Consider the following 16,777-nt stretch of genomic DNA (forward strand, 5'->3'; position numbering starts at 1 on the left):
AAGGGATGGATTAAGCCTATGTGCGCCACATCACAGCAACAAGGTACGATCCGTCTAAGAGAATCCCCTTTCTTATGACGGAGTGTCATGTACCTCGACGAAGTCCTGAAGCAGCGCAGCGTCACGGCGGCCGACCCGGTCCTGCGCGCCGGCGCCTCCGCCGTGGAAGGCAGGCAGGTGCGCTGGGTCCACTCCAGCGAGGTCCTGGACATCGCTCCCCTGCTGCGCGGCGGCGAGTTGCTCCTCAGCGGCGGGCAGGCCCTGGCCACGGCCACCGATGAACGGCGGGTGGACTACATCCGCGAGCTGGCGGGCCGCGGCGTGGCTGCCCTGGCCATTGAGACCGGGCCTTCGCTGCCGGACATTCCCGAGTCCATGCTGGTTGCTGCCGAGTCCAACGGCCTGCCGCTGTTCGAGCTCCGCAAGGTGGCCCCCTTCGTCGGCATGATGCAGGAGATCAACTCGATCCTGGTTGGCCAGTCCGTGGAACTGCTGCAGCGCGGGGACGAGATCAGCCACGCCATGGCCGCCGAACTCGCCCACGGCGGCGGGCTGGATGAGGTGCTCGCCGTGCTCGCCGGGAAGACCGGGACCGGCGTCCGGCTGGTGTCGCCGGCGGGGCTGACGCTGGGGAGTGCGGGAGCGGCCGACGGCGGCGGTTCCGCCGGCGGTCCGGAAACCGGCGGTTCGGGGACAGTCAGTTCCGGGACCGTCAGTTCCGGGACTTTGAGCACGACGGCGGTCGACGTTCCGGTCCGCGGTGTGCTGGCAGCGCGGCTGGAGCTGGAACTGCCCGAAGGTATCGACCCGACGTTTATCCGGGTGGCGGGCGAACGGTCCGTCGATATTCTCGGCTTGGCGCTGCTGCAACGTATGCCGCCGGGCCTGAAGGAACTGGCTGGCGCGGAACTGATGCGCGCCGTGCATTCCGGCTCCCAGCCGTGGCGGCTGGAGCAGCTGGGGGCGGCGGCGGGCTTCGCCGTCGACGGTCCGGTGGCCGCCGTCATGATCCGTTCCGCCGCATCCGGCAGGCTCCGCCCGGCGCTGGACTCGGTCCTGGCAGGGGCGGTTCCGCATGCCGCGAGCTATGCGGACAAGCTGGAGCTCATTGCGCTGGCCGGCCTCCCCCGCGAGGGAACCCGGGCCGCGCGGTCGTTGCTGATCGAGGCTCTGGGCAGTTTGGAAGTCCCGGAAGGTTCCGCGATCGCCGTCGGACCGCTGGGGCAGGGCATCGGCGAGGCTGCGTGGTCCATGGCCGAGGCCCGACGGACGCTGGACCTGGCACCGCGGACAGGCCGTGCCAGCGGTCCCGCCCGGCAGGTGCGGGATGCGGATGCCTTTGCTGCCGAGCGACTGGCTGCCGAGAGTATCGATGCCGGCGCCCGCCGCGACTTCGTCCGCCGGACGCTGGGGCCGGTACTCGAGCACGACGAGCAGCGGAACTCGCAGCTACTGCAGACACTGACCGTGTGGCTCGACTCCGGCTGCAACACGGCGCAGGCAGCACGCGAGCTGCACCTGGAACGTCAGTCGATGTACCACCGGCTGCAGCGGATCTTCGACCTCTGCGGCGGCGACCCCCGGGGAACCGGCCGGCTGGTCGGCCTGCATCTGGCAACCCGCCTGGCCCCGCTCCCCTAGCGGCCACCCAACGCTTCCTCACATCCCGCCGCCTCCCACCCACCCCTTCCTCACATCCCGCCGCCTCCCACCCAACGCCTCCTCACATCCCGTCGCCTCCCACCCACCCCTTCCTCACTTTCCCGCCGGTCCAGACGCGATGCGGACGATGAAGCTTGCCATGCAATCTAAGTAGTGAGACTATCTAACTGTGCAAATCGACTGGCAACAGGAGCTGACCAGGGCAGCTCTGCCACATGCGGTACTCGCGGTGCTGACCAACGGGGAGATGCACGGCTACGCCATGCTCGAAGTGCTGAGCTCCGGGTTCCCAAAGATTAAGGGCGGCACCTTGTATCCGCTGTTGAAACGGCTAGAAGACCAAGGTTTGGTCATCCATGAATGGCAGCACGACACAGCAGGGCCAGGACGCAAACAGTTCGCCATCACAGAACAGGGCCGCCGTGAGTTGGCAAGAGCGGCGAATGCGTGGTCTCAGATGGATGAGGTGCTGAAGAATTTTCGGGCAGACAGACAGGAAACTCCATGAAATACGAGCGTGACCTTGCCTTCAACCTCCGGATACGCGGATTCACGGAACGTGAAATCGCTGAATCGCTGGAAGATATTCGGTCTCATGAAGCGGCTACAGGAGTGCCGGCGAGAAATGACTTTGGCACTGCCGCAGAGTATGCCAAGCAGTTTCCGAAGAAGAGCCGCTGGTCACGGGGGAAGGTCGTCGGCGCCGTCGCTACGCTGCTGGCTCTCGCGTACGTGCTGGTAACAGTCCTCCTGATGTTCGTCGGCGTTGATGTCCGGACATACGTGGGTCCCATGTCGCTCATGCCGGCATTGGCGTTGGTCCTCGGCGGGAACCTCATCGGATTTTTTGTCGACTACCTGAGACCGGCCCCGCGGCTCACTCAAGGTGTGCCGGCGTAGACCCTGCCCTGACATATGTCCGGCGGCCAAGTTAGTGCAGGAGTCCCTACAGCGCGACAACAGCTCTGCGCGTGAGCGTTATGCTCGACCCATGCTGCCCGATCGCTACCTTGCCGAACTCACCAGCAACCTCGGCGCCCTCGAAGCACTGGCGCGCCAGCCGGAGAACACGCTAAAAAGCCCAGTTCCGGCCTGTCCGGCATGGACTCTGGACGCGCTTTTCGGGCATCTCGGCTCGATAGAACGGTGGGCTGCCGCAGTGGTTCGTGCCGGCAAGTACGTCGAGGAGCCTGCCCCACCTGCGGAAAAAGCAGCAACATGGTTCCTCGATGGGGCGCCTGACTTTCTGGCCACGATGGCTTCCCTGGACCCCGCTGCGCCGTGTTGGAACTTTGGCCCTCCTCCGCGGACGGCCGGTTTCTGGCTTCGCCGGCAGGCACACGAACACGCCATCCACCTCGTCGACGCCCACCAGGCGTCCGGTTTGGCGGCACCGGAATTCGCCGAGGACTTCATGCTCGACGGGATCGACGAGGCGCTGGCTATGTTTGCCCCGCGGCAGCTCCGGTTGCAGCGAATGACAGACCCGGGAAAGGCCGTGACATTCCGCGTACCCGGCGGCACGGCGTGGACTCTCGGAGCGGGAGACGTCGCGGCGTCGGTCACAGCACGGCCCCAGGAAATGTACCTGGGCCTCTGGGGCCGCACCAGCCTTTCCGAAACGGCTGTGCTCGACGGCGACGTCGACCTCGCGTTGCGCGTCATCCGAGGTCCGCTGACGCCGTAAACGATCCGCCTTCATTCCAAGGTCCGGTGGAGTTCCACACCTTTTACCCGCGGGGAGAGGGCCACGCATTTGAAGGGTTCCTGGCACGACCGCTCCTAACGGCCGGGGTGAGGTGGAGTTGCACCAGCTGGGCTACCGGAATTATCGGTCAGGGCGCCGACGAACACGGTCGGACAAATAGAAGCACTTAGATACCGTCACTTCGCCCTGATCTCTGGGCGGGGCGGGCAGGGATTGCTCCTCAGTCGGGCGTCATCCTGTATCCGAAACCTCGCACGGTTTCGATCCAGCGCGGGCTGGTAGTGGAGTCCCCAAGTTTCCTGCGCAGGTTGGCGATGTGGTTGGGAACTATGCGTAAGGCTGCATCATCCCTGTAGGTCCTGGTTTTGGTAGTGATGTGTCCCTGGAGTATTCCGGTGAGGTCAGCGGTGGTTCGCACGGCTCGTCCGCCCTCCATTAGGGCACGCAAAAGGTCAAATTCTGATGGCGTCAAGGTTATCTCGACGCCATCAGCTTCCACTCTTCTGTCCTGTGCGCTGAGACGAAGCCCGCGGTGTTCGACTGCGGCCGGGCCACCAGTGCGGCTGCTGGCCTCCGGCCGGGACGTATTGTTGTCGGGTTTGCGGGGCCTGCGCATCAGCGCCTTCACCCGGTGGGTCAGTTCACGAGGCCGGAAGGGCTTGACGACATACTCATCGGCGCCCGATTCCAGGCCCATGAGGGTGTCGACCTCCCGGGAACTTGCCGTCAGCATGAGAATGCGGGTGTCGCTGAACTCTCGGATTCGGCGTGCAACTTCGAAGCCGTCAATGTCGGGCAAAGCGAGGTCGAGCGTCACGAGTTCCGGGCGCAAAGCACGGACCGCTTCGACGGCGTCCGTCCCGCGTTCGCAGGCGTGGACTACGAACCCGCTTTGGCTGAGGAGCAGGGTGATGATGCCGCGGGTCTGGGCTTCGTCCTCAATGATCACCGCCGTCTGCACGTGGATTAGCTGCCCTTCCCTGTGAGTTGCCTCGAGCACGCTAGCACCGGTCCCGGCGGAGAGGGGCATTAAACAACGCGCCTTGATTCAATCTTGAGTGAAAATAAAACCGTTCTTGATTTGCGCGGGGAAACGTTGCCTTGTACCACTTCCGCCTCCTTCAAATGGATTCAGTGCCCGAATGATGCCACATCCGCATCTGCGGGTCCGCATCATGGGAAAGAACAAATAATGAGTGACGAGTTGTTAGCCGTACTGGACCCAAATCCGCTGTTGTTCCTTGTAGAAGATGCCGGAGCGGAAGTAGCCGGGGACTTCTTCCGCACCTATTTGCAGATGCTTCCACTGCGCACCGCTAAGATCGCCCGCGCGCTTCAAGCGGAGGACCAGGAGGTCGCACTGGATGCCGTGCTGAGCTTGCAATCCACGTCTCGGATGGTCGGGGCGCTGAGGCTTGCAGCTTTATGTGCTGAGCTTGAGGCTCAGATGCGGGACGGGACCGTCAGATGCTGGACGGCGGAAGTCCGGCTGGTAGAGCAGGAACTGCTGATTTTGGAATACGCGGGTACTCGCGCTTCCCGGTCCGCAGCAATTCATTAAAGCCATTTATTGACCGCCTGAGGTGACAGTTATCACCGGAACGTGAGATTTTTCGCACATGCGGCGGGTTATGAACTGCTAAATCCTTGATCATTTCTTGAGCGTTTCCGTAACTCTTCCTGCGTTTTGCGCTGAAAGAGTCTCTTGCGTGAAACCGACAAGCCGCAGTCAACGAGAAAAGTCTTTTCTAATCGCCTTCGCCCATGAAGCGTGTGTTCTTCCGGAAACCAGCCTGCGGGTTGTTCAATGACGCCCCGGATGCGGCGCCGGGCGGAAGGGGGCGTGGTGACCGTACTGGTTCCGGCCCACAATGAAGCGGCTGGAATAGCGGAGACGCTGAGGTCGCTGCGGGTCCAAAGCTACCGCCCTGACCGGGTCATTGTCATTGCTGATAACTGCACGGACGGGACTGCGGACATCGCCTTCGCTGAAGGAGCCGAGGTCCTGAGGACAGCGGGCAACCAGGACAAAAAGGCGGGCGCGTTGAATTTCGCGCTAGAGCGCATCCTGCCGGAAACCGCAGCGGAGGACCTGATCCTCGTTCAGGACGCAGACTCCCAGCTCTCCCACAACTTTATTGAACGAGCCGTGGCACATCTGAAGGCCGATGACCTCCTTGGCGCGGTGGGAGGCATATTTCAGGGTGCGCCAGGATCCGGGTTCGTCGGCCACCTGCAGCGCAACGAGTACGCCCGCTACGCGCGGGACGTTGAGCGGCTCCACGGCAAATGCCTGGTGGTTACAGGAACAGCGGCCCTGTTCAAAGCCCGGACCCTGACCGATGTAATGAATGCCCGTCTGGCCGGGTCACTGCCCCCAGGCAATGGGCGCGGCGGGGTGTACGACACCTCAGTGCTGACCGAAGATAACGAACTCTCCTTCGCCCTGCTGACCCTTGGCTACAGGATCAAGTCACCGGCCGACTGCACGCTCGTCACCGAAGTTATGCCCACATGGCGTGAACTGTGGGCCCAGCGGCTGAGGTGGAAACGCGGGGCGGTGGAGAACTGCGTTCAGTACGGCTGGACAACGGTGACCAAACCCTACTGGGGGCGCCAGGCCCTTTCCATGACAGGGGTACTAATCACGGCCCTCTACTTTGGCACGATCGCCTTTGCACTGGCCACGGGAAGCGGGCTGCACATACATCCCTTCTGGCTCGCCGTGACCGGTGTCTTCGTGATCGAGCGCGTCGTGACCGTGCGCTACCGGGGATGGAAATACATGCTCGCCGCCGCCACGATGTACGAGATGGTGATCGACCTGTTCCTGCAGGCGGTCCACGCGAAGGCCTACAGTGATGCACTCTTCAACAAAAAGAAAGTTTGGTAACACACCTATGTACAACAATTTCACCGCACCGGCTGCAGCAGGCATCGGCGGCAGCGCCCTGGCATTCACCGGCGCCGGCGACGCGCTTTGGCTGGGACTGGCCGCCTTCGCCATGGTGGCACTGGGAACCGCGATCAAGCGGATTGTCCCGGTCCGGCGCGAAGTCGGCCAGGACGCCTGACCCTCCCCCAGTCAGGGGCCACTACCGCACCCGGGTTGTGGACGCCGAGAACCGCACCGAGGGGCCGTAGCCGGCAAGCGAGCCAGACACCCGGACCTTGAGGCTGTCTGCCCTGTCAGCGGTCACGAGGCGGTAGGTCCTGGCGGTGGCGCCAGGGATGGCCACGCCGCTGCGGAACCACTGGAACCGTAACGCCGTTCCCGGGGTCCACGCCCCGGTATTCGCCGTCAGGACATAACCGGTCCGCAGGATGCCGCTCACAGCCGGCACCGGTGCCACTAGGGTGCCAGCTGCCACCGCGGCGGTAGCAGCGGAGGTCTTCGCTGCCGCCCGGTAGCCGGGCTTGGTTCCCGTGACGCGGACGCTCATTCTCTTCCCCGCATCCGCGGCAGCCAGCCGGTAGGTGGCCGAGACGGCCCCCGCAACGGGGGTGCCGGCCCGGTACCACTGGTATCTGAAGACCGTCCCGGTGGTCCACGGGCCAGGGCGGACGCGTAGGACCGAGCCCACCTTCACCGTTCCGGTCACGGAGGGTGCCGGCGCTGTGAGCGTGCCGGGGCCAACGGGGGCCGTCGGGTCCGAGTGCCGCGACACCACCTGCCCGCCCGCGGCCGCGCCCGTGGCGCGGACGGCGATCGCCTTCCCCAGGTCCGCCGCCGTCAGCGCGTAAGTCCGGGTCGTCGCCCCGGCAACAGGGGTTCCGGCCCGGTACCAGCGGTAGGAGGTGCCGGGATCGGGGAGCCCGGTGGCGGTGGCCGTCATTGTCGCGCCGACGCTCGGTGTGCCAGCTATCACGGGAACGGGCGCAGCGGCGGTATACGACTCAAGGGCGGCCGCGGGTGCCGCGGGCGTGAAGCTGAAATCGCGGACAGTAACGGTTTCCGGTTTTACATGTGCGGGGTCCCCGCCGCCGCTGCCGACGACCCACAGATTGAAATGGACCCGTTCGCGTGCCGGGACAGGGACGGTGGTACCCTCCTGCACTGTTCGCTTAAGGAGGGTACCGGAGTAGCCCTCCCCGGCGTACGTCTCAAAGGTCAGCTTTCCGGGCGCCCAGGTCATCCTGTGAGTGAGGACGGGGTCGGCCGTGACGGGAAAATCGACGGTGTTGTTGCCTTCACCCGGTGGTTTGCCAGCATCGAACCAGTATCCGTGGCCTTGGCTCACCGGCCACGACTGGCCATAGGCAGCCCCGCCTCCCCACGCCGATGCCTCACACAGATCGATCTCGTTGTATCCCGGCCCGGCCTCCGGATCGTAGGTGAACAGGCACCCCCAGACCACCTCCTTCTGAAGGCTGCTGATATCCTTCTCGACGGTGGTGCTGTAGGTCCCGTACCCGAATCCCTGGCGCGTTGACTGGAACTCGGCTCCTGAAGGGGCGCTTCCGCTAGGGTTCGAGATGCCCAACGTGACGAACCCGTTGCTGTCCGGGCCGCTCACGTTCGCCGGGTCAAATGACTTGTTGAACTGCGGCGCTCCATTCCAGGAGCGCTTTTCCCAGTTCTGGCCTTTCCAGCTGAAATCTCCCTGCGGCCCGGGATCAACGGCCGGAGAGACGGCAGCAGCCTCAGCGGCGGAGGACACACCCGGTCCGGAAATCACCAGAAGAGCGGCTCCGAGGCTGCCAAGGACCGCCCGCGCTTTTCCTGACCGCTGACGGATTCCTGTGTAGTCCATACTTCAGCCCCTGGCATTCGGTAGCCCGGCTAACCCCAAGGGTCCCGTGGCTTTGCGTCACCGGCTCGCGCCGGTTTTGCCCTTATCGATGAGCGGTTGCCCACACGGTGAATCATGCCGAAACCATCCTCCGGTCCGACACAGGTTGATTATCGAACGGCCCCTCTTCAGAAACACGCAATCTCAGCGCAGTAAACGCGCAGGATTGCCGCTGCGTCCCGGGACGGGGAGTGGCAACGGAAGGTTCTGTTCGGCCGCCCGCCCGGAGCCCTTGCGGGCGTTGGTCATCGAAAGGAGATTGCCGGTGTGCAGCCGGAGGAACTTCCGGGCCCGAAGCTACGCGCTGATGCTCTGTGACCTTCCAGGTGTTGGAACAGAAGTAGCCAGCCAGCTCCTGGTCACCGTCGGAGACAATCCCGACCGCACAGGAAACGAGGCCCAGTTCGCTGCCCTCGTTGGGTTGCGCCCATACCGGCATCCTCGGGCAAAACCACCCGCCACCGGCTCAGCAGAGGCGGTGACCGCAAACGCCCCAAGATTTCCCTCCCGGAACGGGACCTGTTCCGCAACGACGACCTCGCCACTGTCTACCGTCAGTGGCTGACCGAGCAAATAGCTAAAGTAAAGCTGATGGCCTAAGCAGCGGCAGGTTCTTTAATTCCAAGGCTGTATCAAGTGGGCGCCCCTCTATTGGGGGCTTTCCTGCCTTTCGAGCCTGATTTCCTCGGGGTGGCGTGCCGCGAGACTTCCGAGCAGGCGGAGAGCGTGGTCAGTGGAGGATCCCGGTTCGGCTGTGAAGCCAACGAATTGGAGCCCCGGATCGGTCATGAGCTGCATGGCTTCGTAACTGAGATCGAGGTCGCCCACGTCCGGGTGACGGAAGAGTTTCTTGCCGGCGAGGTGGATCCGCACGTCATGGGCTTCCCAGAGGGCCGCGAACTCGCTGCTGCCGTTTGAGAGCTCGTCGATGAGGTTCCGGAGGGCACGATCGGAGGGCACGCGCCCTGATTCGGCGCGGAGCAGAGCGACAATTTGCTCGGCCGAGTCGTTCCATTCGCGGTAGGCAACCCTGCCCCGGGGATCGAGGAAAAGGAAACGGGCGAAGTTCACAGGCTCATGAGGCTCCACAAACATCTCAGAGAAGAGCGCACGCCCGAGTGTGTTGGTGGCAACGACGTCCATCCTCCCGTTCTGTACGATCGCGGGAAACGTCATCGCGTCCAGGATCTGCCGGGTGCCGGGACGGATCGTCTGAGTGCGGGAGGCCGGCTTTCGTTGCGGTGTCCTCGTGCCCCGGTTCGCGGCCCGCACCAGGTCGTACAGGTGGGCGTGCTCGGCGTCGTCGAGCTTGAGAGCGCGGCTGATGCCGTCGAGGATGACGTCCGAGATACCTGACGCGTTGCCCCGTTCCAGGCGCACGTAGTACTCAACGCTCATTCCAGCGAGCAGGGCCACCTCTTCGCGGCGCAGGCCTGGCACCCGGCGGCGTCCTCCAAAGTCGGGGAGCCCGGCCTCTGCAGGGGTCAGCCGCGACCGGCGCGTAATGAGGAACTCACGGACGTTGGCGGCGACGGTCATGCTCTAAATCTACGCCGGGCAGCGACTTCCAGGGGGGCCCGCTTATTAACCCTATAGAGCAGGTCTGCCTCCGGCCTGTCAGTTCTCCTTTACTGGATCTATCAGGTCAATGGATGGGCAACGGGCCGGATCCGCAGAGCAGAAGGACATGCAGTCATGGCAGAACAGAACGTTTGGTTCATCACCGGGGCAAGCCGCGGGATGGGCGTCGACATCGCCCGGTCCGCTCTGGCCGCAGGGCACTCGGTCGTCGCCACCGGCCGCGACGCGGCCCGGGTCGCGTCAGCAGTTGGAGCTCATGAGGACCTGCTCACTCTCACGCTGGACGTCACTGATCCAGCCGCGGCAGAAGCCGCCGTCAAGGCTGCGGTGGACCGCTTCGGCTCCATCGACGTGCTGGTCAACAACGCCGGGAACTTCTACGCCGGGTTCTTCGAGACCCTTAGCCCCGAGCAGATCCGGGCACAGATGGAGACGAACTTCTTCGGTCCCCTGAACGTGACCCGCGCCGTCCTGCCAGTCCTGCGCGGTCAACGCTCAGGCCAAATCCTCACGGTAACCTCGACCGCGGGGTTTGTCGGCGGTTCGTTCACATCGGCCTATGCAGCGTCGAAATTCGCACTCGAAGGCTGGATGGAGTCGCTGAGCGCGGAGGTTGCGCCGTTCGGCATTGAAACGATGGCCGTCCAGCCCGGTTTCTTCCGCACCGAACTGCTGGTCGAAGGCTCCTCGACGATCTGGCCGGAAGTACAGATCGAGGACTATGCCGAGGAAGCAGCTTCCACCATCGCGGATTGGAAGAGCATGAACGGACAGCAGGGCGGCGACCCGGCAAAACTGGCCGACGCGCTGGTCATGCTCTCCGACCGAGGCAGCCTGCCCGCGCGCTTTGTCGCGGGCGCCGACGCCATGGGCGCCATCGAGCAGAAGCAAGCCGCCGTCCAGGAACAGATCGAAACGAACCGTGCGCTCTCCGCGGCACTGTCCTACGACTCCTAAGGAAACACCTATGACGATACTGACCGACCCACTGACTCTCGCCACGGGTTCCGTGCTGCAGAACCGGTTCGCTCTCGCCCCACTGACCAACCAGCAGAGCTACGAAGACGGCACTGCTTCAGAGCATGGCCTCCACTGGTGCGAGCAACTCGCCGCTGGCGGATATTCAATGCTCACCACTGCCGCTGCCAACGTGCAGCCAAACGGCAAGTCATTCGCCGGCCAACTTGGCATATTCAACGACCACCACATCCCCGGCCTCTCAGCCATGGCAGAAATCGCGCACCGCCACGGAGCACTCGCGTCCGTCCAGCTGCACCACGGCGGTGCATTCGCCCGCCAGGACCTCATCGGATCCGGGACGCTCCTTGGACCCTCCGAGGACGAGCGCATCAGTGGTGGACTACCTCGACCTGGTCGTCCGCAGCCTTGACACTCGGGTTGAGGTCGGTCTGAACACCGGCGAGCTGCTTGTCGATCTCTTCACAGATCTACCAAGAGGCACAACCCTGGTGGGTGTTTCCAGGGACCTCATGAGCTCCGCCGCCGCCCAACGGGCCCTCGATCACGGCAGTGACTTCGTCTTTGTCGCCAGCGGCGCTGTAGTGCACCACGACTTCCCACAGCGAGCCCTGGCGGACCAAGCCTACGAGACCCCCCGCCCGCCGCTCCCGGCTTCATTCTTCCGGGACCAGGGACGAAGCCCGGCCTTCGTCGACTATCTCGAAGAATCCCTGGCCTTCGTTGAAGCCCAGTAGCAACACCGCACACCTCTTATCGAAAGGGAACACCCAATGAAGACCGCACGCCTTGGAGACCTTGAAGTCTCCGCCATCGGACTCGGTGCCATGACTATGGCCGGCACCTACACCAGCGAGGGCACCCTGGATAACGCGGAGTCGATCCGTACGATCCACCGCGCCCTCGATCTCGGAGTCACCCACATCGACACGGCCGAGATCTATGGACCGTTCCTCAGCGAAGAGATCGTGCGCCAGGCGATCAAGGGACGCCGGGAACAGGTCAAAATCGCCACTAAGTTCGGCCTGGTCTCCCACTTCAACGGCGGCCCCGGCGTGATCGATAGCAGCGCCGCGAACGTCAAAGCCGCCGTAGAAGGCTCCCTCAAGCGCCTCGGCACCGATCACATCGACCTTTACTACCAGCACCGGGTCGACAAGAAAACGCCGATCGAAGAAACTGCAGGGGCCGTTGCGGACCTGATCGCTGAGGGCAAGGTGCTGCACTTCGGGCTGTCAGAAGCCTCTCCGGAGACCATTAGCCGGGCACACGCCGTCCAGCCGGTCACGGCATTGCAGACGGAGTACTCCCTGTGGACCCGCGACGTGGAGGAAACGATCCTGCCGCTGCTGCGCGAACTCGGCATCGGCTTTGTCCCATATTCACCGCTCGGTCATGGCCTGCTGACCGGTCAAATCCGCTCCGTGGATGACTTTCCCGACGACGACTGGCGCAAGACCAACCCACGCTTCACCGGCGAGAACTTCCACCGGAACCTCGCGATAGTCGACGAGGTGAAGGCTATCGGCGCCGAGGTCGGAGCAACCCCCGCACAGACTGCTCTCGCCTGGCTGCTGACGCGCGGCAACGACATCGCCCCCATCCCGGGCACGCGCCGGGTCTCACGCCTCGAGGAGAATACCGCGGCGGACAGCATCGAACTCACCGCCGACCAGCTGAACCGGCTGAACATGCTCCGGCCGGCCGCCGGAGAACGTCACGACGAGACCAACATGGCGTCGATCGACCGCTGATCCGAAGAGTCAGGGCACGACCCCCACTTGATTTTTGGGGCCGAACGTCAGCCCTCGAAGTGCAAGGCCTAGGGGACGGGCGGAGCGGACGACGGCGGCACTCACCCTAAGGGCGGAGCGGAGCTGAGAACTACTCCCCGAGTGGCCACACCGGCCTGATCTCGATTTTTCCGAATTTGGCCATGGGGTGCTTGGACGCCACTTCGATCGCCTCGTCGAGATCGGCACATTTGATGATGTCGTAGCCCGCGATCCACCCCTGCGTCTCCGCAAACGGCCCGTCCGAGACCACTACTTCTCCCCCGCGAACCGTCACAGTGGTCGCCTCCTCAACAGGACGCAGCCTGTCCCCGTGCAGGGCCACACCGCGGCTTTCCATCTCGGCCCCCCATTCCTCAATATTGTCCTCGGCGGCCACATACTTCGGCGCTGTGGGATCGGTACAGATGAAAAGCATGTATTCCACGGGTGACTCCTTCTAACTGACTTCGATCGGATACCCGCAAGATACCCCAGCCGGGGAAGTTCGACGGCGGTACTCGCCAGAACTTGTCCGCCCAGGAAACAGCCGGGTGAGGACGCGTTGGAAAAAACCCGACAGGAAGTGAGGACGCGTCGATGGCGGATTCCAGTGGTCGTTGCAACACGCGTCCTATGCTGCTGATTCTTCCAGAATTTGCTGGAGGGCTTGTGCGGGGGTTTTCCAGCCGAGTGCACCCGCACAACCTCACGCAACACCTCAGGCCGACCAAAACGTCCCACAACAACACCAATCACTCAGGTGTTGCAACGACCCCTTGAACCTGCCGATAAATAACCGGCGAAAAGTGAGGAAGCGTTGATGACGCGGGGTTCTGAATGAAGAGCTATGGGTTGACGGTGGCTCTCACGACTGAGAAGAGCCTGAAGTAGTTCGGGCACACGCTCAATTTCTCATCAGCCGGAACACGCGCACCGTCCAGGGCCACGTTGTTCCCAGCGGACAGGGGTGAACCATCCGGCAGAGCAAGTGATTCGCCCTTGAAAATGGTGCCTTCCGGGAAGACCAGCGTTGTTGTTTCTCCGTCACGGGTGCGTACCACGATGCATCCGGCCCCATCCGCAGCAAGGCTGCCGATGAGCTGGCCGCTCTCCTCGGGAGCGGACGACACCCCTGCATGCACCACGGCCTTCTTACCTCCCGCACTTTGCACCACCGCCGTCGGCATTTCCTGCTGTGACGGCGGCGCAGCCGACGTGGCTTCGGGTTCCGCGCGCGGCGCCGAACATGCTGCAAGCGATAGTGCGATCGCGGTAACTCCGCCGAAGGCAGCCCGGTGCATCATCGTGGCCCCCTAACATCTCGACGCCGATCCCTGGCCTCAGCTTAGGGCAGCGTGAGGAACGTGGTTGGTACTGCCAACGGTGACATCAGCCTTTTTCCAAGGTCCGTTATACAAAGTAGTTGCCTTGGGGAACCACCGCAGAAGCTAACCCACGGGGACAGGGAGGTTCCCGCGTCTGGATCTGGTCTCGGAATCCGTATTGGGGTTGACAGGGGCGGTGGCTGACTTGGCTTGCGCCCCATGCCGGGCGGGCCCGTTGCTGGCCCAAAGAGGACTCCTCTCGCCCGACGGCGCATTCGCGGCGACATCTACGGCGCTTGGTGAAGGTTTGTTTTACATTGAGAAGTTCCCCACGAGCCCGCTGATCCTCTCGCCGTTCAATGACCCGTTGCCGATCCTGAAGGCGCTGGCCCCGGTGCCGAAGTCGGTGTACAGCGCCTGGCGGAATCCGCCCGGGCCGGGACCTGGCCAGCAGAACTCCCTGCGCAACGAGCGGCACCAGATCTGGCCGAGCCAGATCGTCTATCCAGACCCGATCGTCTACAAGGTCGACCTGCTGCTCCGGACCCACGCGTTCACCACGTCCCAGGTGCTGCCGATCGACGCAAACGGCCGCCCTACGATCTCGTTTGACGCAAGGCGCAGGACGTACCCCGCGGGCACCAAACGGACATTGCCTCCCAGCGCGATCTACGGCTTCAACGGCGGCTTTCCGGGGGCAAGGATCAACGCGGAGTACGGCAAGCCCGTCCTGGTCCGGTTCGAGAACCATCTCAACGAGAACCCGCTGAACCTCGACCGTCAGGACTTCGGCTCCCCCGACCTGTCCTTCCTGACCCACCTGCACAACGGCCACACCGCGCCCGAGAGCGACGGCAACCCGCACTACTCGATGGTCGCCGGGCCCAGGCACCGGGGCTACAGGCCGGGAATGTTCGTCGACAACCTGTACCTGAACCTGCCCTCCGGCGGGGACGACCGCGAGAAGCAGAGCTTCTACTGGTTCCACGACCACACGATGGACCACACCGGCGCCAACGTGTACAAGGGCATGGTGGGCGTGTACCCGCTCTATGACCCAAAGAACGGGCTGGACATGGGAGATGAGCGGCGGGGACTGCGACTGCCAGGGGTCCGCACCAACAACCCGGACGGATCATTTGACGTCAAATACGACATCCCGCTGGCGTTCTTCGACTGCAACCTGGACGACGGCGTTACCGTCCATAAAGATTTCCACGACGGGCTGGGCGAGTACCCGGCCGCCAAGAACCCTGCGACCCACCCCGAATGGTGGGGGAAGACCTTCTACAAGCACTTCCCCAACCACGGCTTCGTCGGCGACCTCTTCACCGTCAACGGCACGGCCTTCCCGGTGCTGGAGGTCAAGCGGCGCAAATACCGCTTTCGGTTCCTGGATTGCTCGGTGGCCCGCATCTACGATTTCAAACTGATGACCTCCACCCGGGGACCCAGGTCCTCGGCGTCGCTTGGCTACAACGGCGACGAACTCCAGGGCCAGTACCGGATCGAGGACGGCCAGCAGTGCATGCAGTTCACCCAAATCACCGCCGACGGCGGCCTCCTGCCGTTCCCGCTCAAACTGGACTCGTTCGAACTGTGGCCCGCGAAGCGCCGCGAGGTGATCGTTGATTTCACCCGGTACCAGGACGGCACGCCCACCACCAAGGGCGACGTCATCTACGTCACTAATGTCATGAAGATGCCCGATGGCCGGATGTGGTCCAAGTCGTCCCGGTTCTCGCCTGACCCGAGGTACAAGGTGCCGGTCCTCAAGTTCGTCATCGGCGATACCGCGCCGGATGACAGCCAGATCCCCATCGCCGGCCTCCGTCGGCTTCCGCCGCTGCCCAGCAACTGGCAGAGCATGCTGGACGACCGCCTGATTTTCGAGGTGGAGCGCGGCAGCGCCGGAGGTGAGACCGAGTGGCTGATCAACGGCAAGCCTTTCGACCCGCAACACGTGCTGGCAAGTCTGAAAAACCCTGCCGGCCGAACACCCCTGGCCCAGCAAAAGAAGCGAAGCTTCAACCTCTGGGAGATCCGCAACGGTGGCGGCGGCTGGGTTCACCCGGTACACCTGCACCAGGAGGAACACCGGACCGTGATGCGCAATGGCAAGGACGTGACCAGCACACCCGATCCCGGGCATCCTGATGACGCCTCGAAAGAAGATACGGTCGCGCTTGACCCGGGCGAGTCAGTAATCGTCTACCGGGGGTTCCGGGACTTCACCGGGCCCTACGTGGGGCACTGCCACAACCTGCACACGAGGACCACGCCATGATGTTCGCCTGGGAAATCACCTGACCTATGCCGTCCGGTGACGCAATGCCTTCCCCCGGCGGCCGCCGCCGAATACCGTAATGCCTGACGACCCTATTTGGAGGATGAGATGCGCAAAGTGACCGCCGGACTGTTCCACTCCGTGGACGGCGTGGTGCAGGACCCGTTCAAGTTCCAGTTCGACAGCTTCGATGAGGACCTGGGCAAGGGACTGACCAAGATGATCAACACCGTGGACACAGTCGTCCTCGGGCGGGTCAGCTATCAGGAATGGGCGGGCTACTGGCCGGACGCTTCCCGGGACGAGGACTTCGCCGCCTTCATCAACCCGGTGGAAAAGTTCGTCGTATCGCGCACCCTGTCGGAGCCGCTGGAGTGGGAAAACTCGCACCTGGTCGAGGCGCCGCTGGAGGAGTTCGTAGCAGATCTTAAGAAGCGCGACGGCGGCGAGATCGCCGTATGCGGCAGCATTTCAGTCACGCGGCAATTGCTGTTCGCCGGCCTCCTCGATGAGCTGACGCTCATGACCCATCCCGTCGTGGCCGGCAGCGGGCGGCGGCTCTTCGAGGACGGCGACCCGCTGACCAGGCTGGAACTAAAGGACCAGTACAGGACCAGCAAGGGCAACGTCGTCAGCACCTACAGCGTGCGCAACGACTGAACGCTTCG

Annotated in this window: 18 protein-coding genes, 1 pseudogene and 1 riboswitch; of the genes and pseudogenes, 14 read left to right on the top strand and 5 right to left on the bottom strand. The window is 63.6% G+C overall.

The genetic code is table 11. The features are described 5' to 3' along the window. Positions 1-87: 87 nt before the first annotated feature. The 4 genes from G9E11_RS05805 (at position 88) to G9E11_RS05820 (ending at position 3,349) form a co-directional block, all read left to right on the top strand. Positions 88-1,641, top strand: coding sequence for a PucR family transcriptional regulator (locus tag G9E11_RS05805; RefSeq protein WP_190603788.1), 1,554 nt, complete (start codon positions 88-90; stop codon positions 1,639-1,641). A gap of 190 nt (positions 1,642-1,831) precedes the next feature. Beyond that, positions 1,832-2,170, top strand: a complete 339-nt coding sequence (locus G9E11_RS05810; RefSeq protein ID WP_190603790.1) for a PadR family transcriptional regulator — start codon at positions 1,832-1,834, stop codon at positions 2,168-2,170. Beyond that, complete coding sequence (locus G9E11_RS05815; protein WP_190603792.1) at positions 2,167-2,562, top strand: DUF1129 domain-containing protein; 396 nt, start codon at positions 2,167-2,169, stop codon at positions 2,560-2,562. The genes G9E11_RS05810 and G9E11_RS05815 overlap by 4 nt, the downstream gene beginning before the upstream one ends. 91 nt (positions 2,563-2,653) lie before the next feature. Further along, positions 2,654-3,349, top strand: a complete 696-nt coding sequence (locus G9E11_RS05820; RefSeq protein WP_190603794.1) for a maleylpyruvate isomerase family mycothiol-dependent enzyme — start codon at positions 2,654-2,656, stop codon at positions 3,347-3,349. A 241-nt stretch (positions 3,350-3,590) separates the two neighbouring features. Here G9E11_RS05820 and G9E11_RS05825 read toward each other — a convergent pair whose 3' ends face one another. Further along, on the bottom strand, positions 3,591-4,400 hold the full coding sequence (locus G9E11_RS05825) for a response regulator transcription factor (protein ID WP_190603796.1): 810 nt from the start codon (positions 4,398-4,400) through the stop codon (positions 3,591-3,593). A 24-nt stretch (positions 4,401-4,424) separates the two neighbouring features. On the opposite strand from G9E11_RS05825, the gene G9E11_RS05830 reads away from it, so the two are divergent. From G9E11_RS05830 to G9E11_RS05840, 3 genes are all read left to right on the top strand, one after another. After that, positions 4,425-4,931: an Hpt domain-containing protein gene (locus tag G9E11_RS05830; RefSeq protein ID WP_194717943.1), complete on the top strand. Its 507-nt coding sequence runs from the start codon at positions 4,425-4,427 to the stop codon at positions 4,929-4,931. Between the two features lie 285 nt (positions 4,932-5,216). Beyond that, positions 5,217-6,263 (top strand): glycosyltransferase family 2 protein, encoded by a 1,047-nt coding sequence (locus G9E11_RS05835; RefSeq protein ID WP_311764301.1) that lies wholly within the window; start codon positions 5,217-5,219, stop codon positions 6,261-6,263. A 7-nt stretch (positions 6,264-6,270) separates the two neighbouring features. Then, positions 6,271-6,444 carry a hypothetical protein gene (locus G9E11_RS05840; RefSeq protein WP_190603801.1) on the top strand — a complete coding sequence of 58 codons (174 nt, stop codon included), beginning with the start codon at positions 6,271-6,273 and terminating at the stop codon, positions 6,442-6,444. A 21-nt stretch (positions 6,445-6,465) separates the two neighbouring features. On the opposite strand, the gene G9E11_RS05845 is transcribed toward G9E11_RS05840, so the two are convergent. After that, positions 6,466-8,124, bottom strand: a complete 1,659-nt coding sequence (locus G9E11_RS05845) for a glycoside hydrolase family 16 protein (protein WP_190603803.1) — start codon at positions 8,122-8,124, stop codon at positions 6,466-6,468. 16 nt (positions 8,125-8,140) lie between these two features. After that, positions 8,141-8,215, bottom strand: a riboswitch (cyclic di-GMP riboswitch). A 294-nt stretch (positions 8,216-8,509) separates the two neighbouring features. On the opposite strand from G9E11_RS05845, the pseudogene G9E11_RS21000 reads away from it, so the two are divergent. Beyond that, positions 8,510-8,652, top strand: a pseudogene (locus tag G9E11_RS21000) (transposase); the annotation flags it as partial. Positions 8,653-8,811: 159 nt separating this feature from the next. Here the strand turns inward: G9E11_RS21000 and G9E11_RS05855 are convergent. After that, a complete protein-coding gene (locus G9E11_RS05855) occupies positions 8,812-9,702 on the bottom strand; it encodes a helix-turn-helix domain-containing protein (protein ID WP_190603805.1) in 891 nt (296 codons plus the stop codon). Between the two features lie 156 nt (positions 9,703-9,858). Between G9E11_RS05855 and G9E11_RS05860 the strand changes: the two genes are divergently transcribed. The 4 genes from G9E11_RS05860 (at position 9,859) to G9E11_RS05875 (ending at position 12,476) form a co-directional block, all read left to right on the top strand. Continuing rightward, complete coding sequence (locus tag G9E11_RS05860; RefSeq protein ID WP_190603806.1) at positions 9,859-10,701, top strand: SDR family oxidoreductase; 843 nt, start codon at positions 9,859-9,861, stop codon at positions 10,699-10,701. 10 nt (positions 10,702-10,711) lie between these two features. Further along, complete coding sequence (locus tag G9E11_RS05865; protein WP_190603807.1) at positions 10,712-11,134, top strand: oxidoreductase; 423 nt, start codon at positions 10,712-10,714, stop codon at positions 11,132-11,134. 79 nt (positions 11,135-11,213) lie between these two features. Next, positions 11,214-11,459, top strand: coding sequence for a hypothetical protein (locus G9E11_RS05870; RefSeq protein WP_190603809.1), 246 nt, complete (start codon positions 11,214-11,216; stop codon positions 11,457-11,459). Positions 11,460-11,495: 36 nt separating this feature from the next. Beyond that, positions 11,496-12,476: an aldo/keto reductase gene (locus tag G9E11_RS05875; protein ID WP_190603812.1), complete on the top strand. Its 981-nt coding sequence runs from the start codon at positions 11,496-11,498 to the stop codon at positions 12,474-12,476. Positions 12,477-12,606: 130 nt separating this feature from the next. On the opposite strand, the gene G9E11_RS05880 is transcribed toward G9E11_RS05875, so the two are convergent. Together G9E11_RS05880 and G9E11_RS05885 are read right to left on the bottom strand one after the other, a co-directional pair. After that, positions 12,607-12,933, bottom strand: coding sequence for a YciI family protein (locus tag G9E11_RS05880; RefSeq protein ID WP_190604217.1), 327 nt, complete (start codon positions 12,931-12,933; stop codon positions 12,607-12,609). 409 nt (positions 12,934-13,342) lie between these two features. Continuing rightward, positions 13,343-13,798, bottom strand: coding sequence for a hypothetical protein (locus tag G9E11_RS05885; protein ID WP_246468767.1), 456 nt, complete (start codon positions 13,796-13,798; stop codon positions 13,343-13,345). 331 nt (positions 13,799-14,129) lie between these two features. On the opposite strand from G9E11_RS05885, the gene G9E11_RS05890 reads away from it, so the two are divergent. Next, positions 14,130-16,109 (top strand): multicopper oxidase family protein, encoded by a 1,980-nt coding sequence (locus G9E11_RS05890; RefSeq protein WP_246468769.1) that lies wholly within the window; start codon positions 14,130-14,132, stop codon positions 16,107-16,109. A 108-nt stretch (positions 16,110-16,217) separates the two neighbouring features. Continuing rightward, positions 16,218-16,769, top strand: coding sequence for a dihydrofolate reductase family protein (locus G9E11_RS05895; protein ID WP_190603816.1), 552 nt, complete (start codon positions 16,218-16,220; stop codon positions 16,767-16,769). The last annotated feature ends 8 nt before the right edge of the window (positions 16,770-16,777 follow it).

This window comes from Arthrobacter ipis, from assembly GCF_014694315.1.
Taxonomy (GTDB): domain Bacteria; phylum Actinomycetota; class Actinomycetes; order Actinomycetales; family Micrococcaceae; genus Arthrobacter; species Arthrobacter ipis.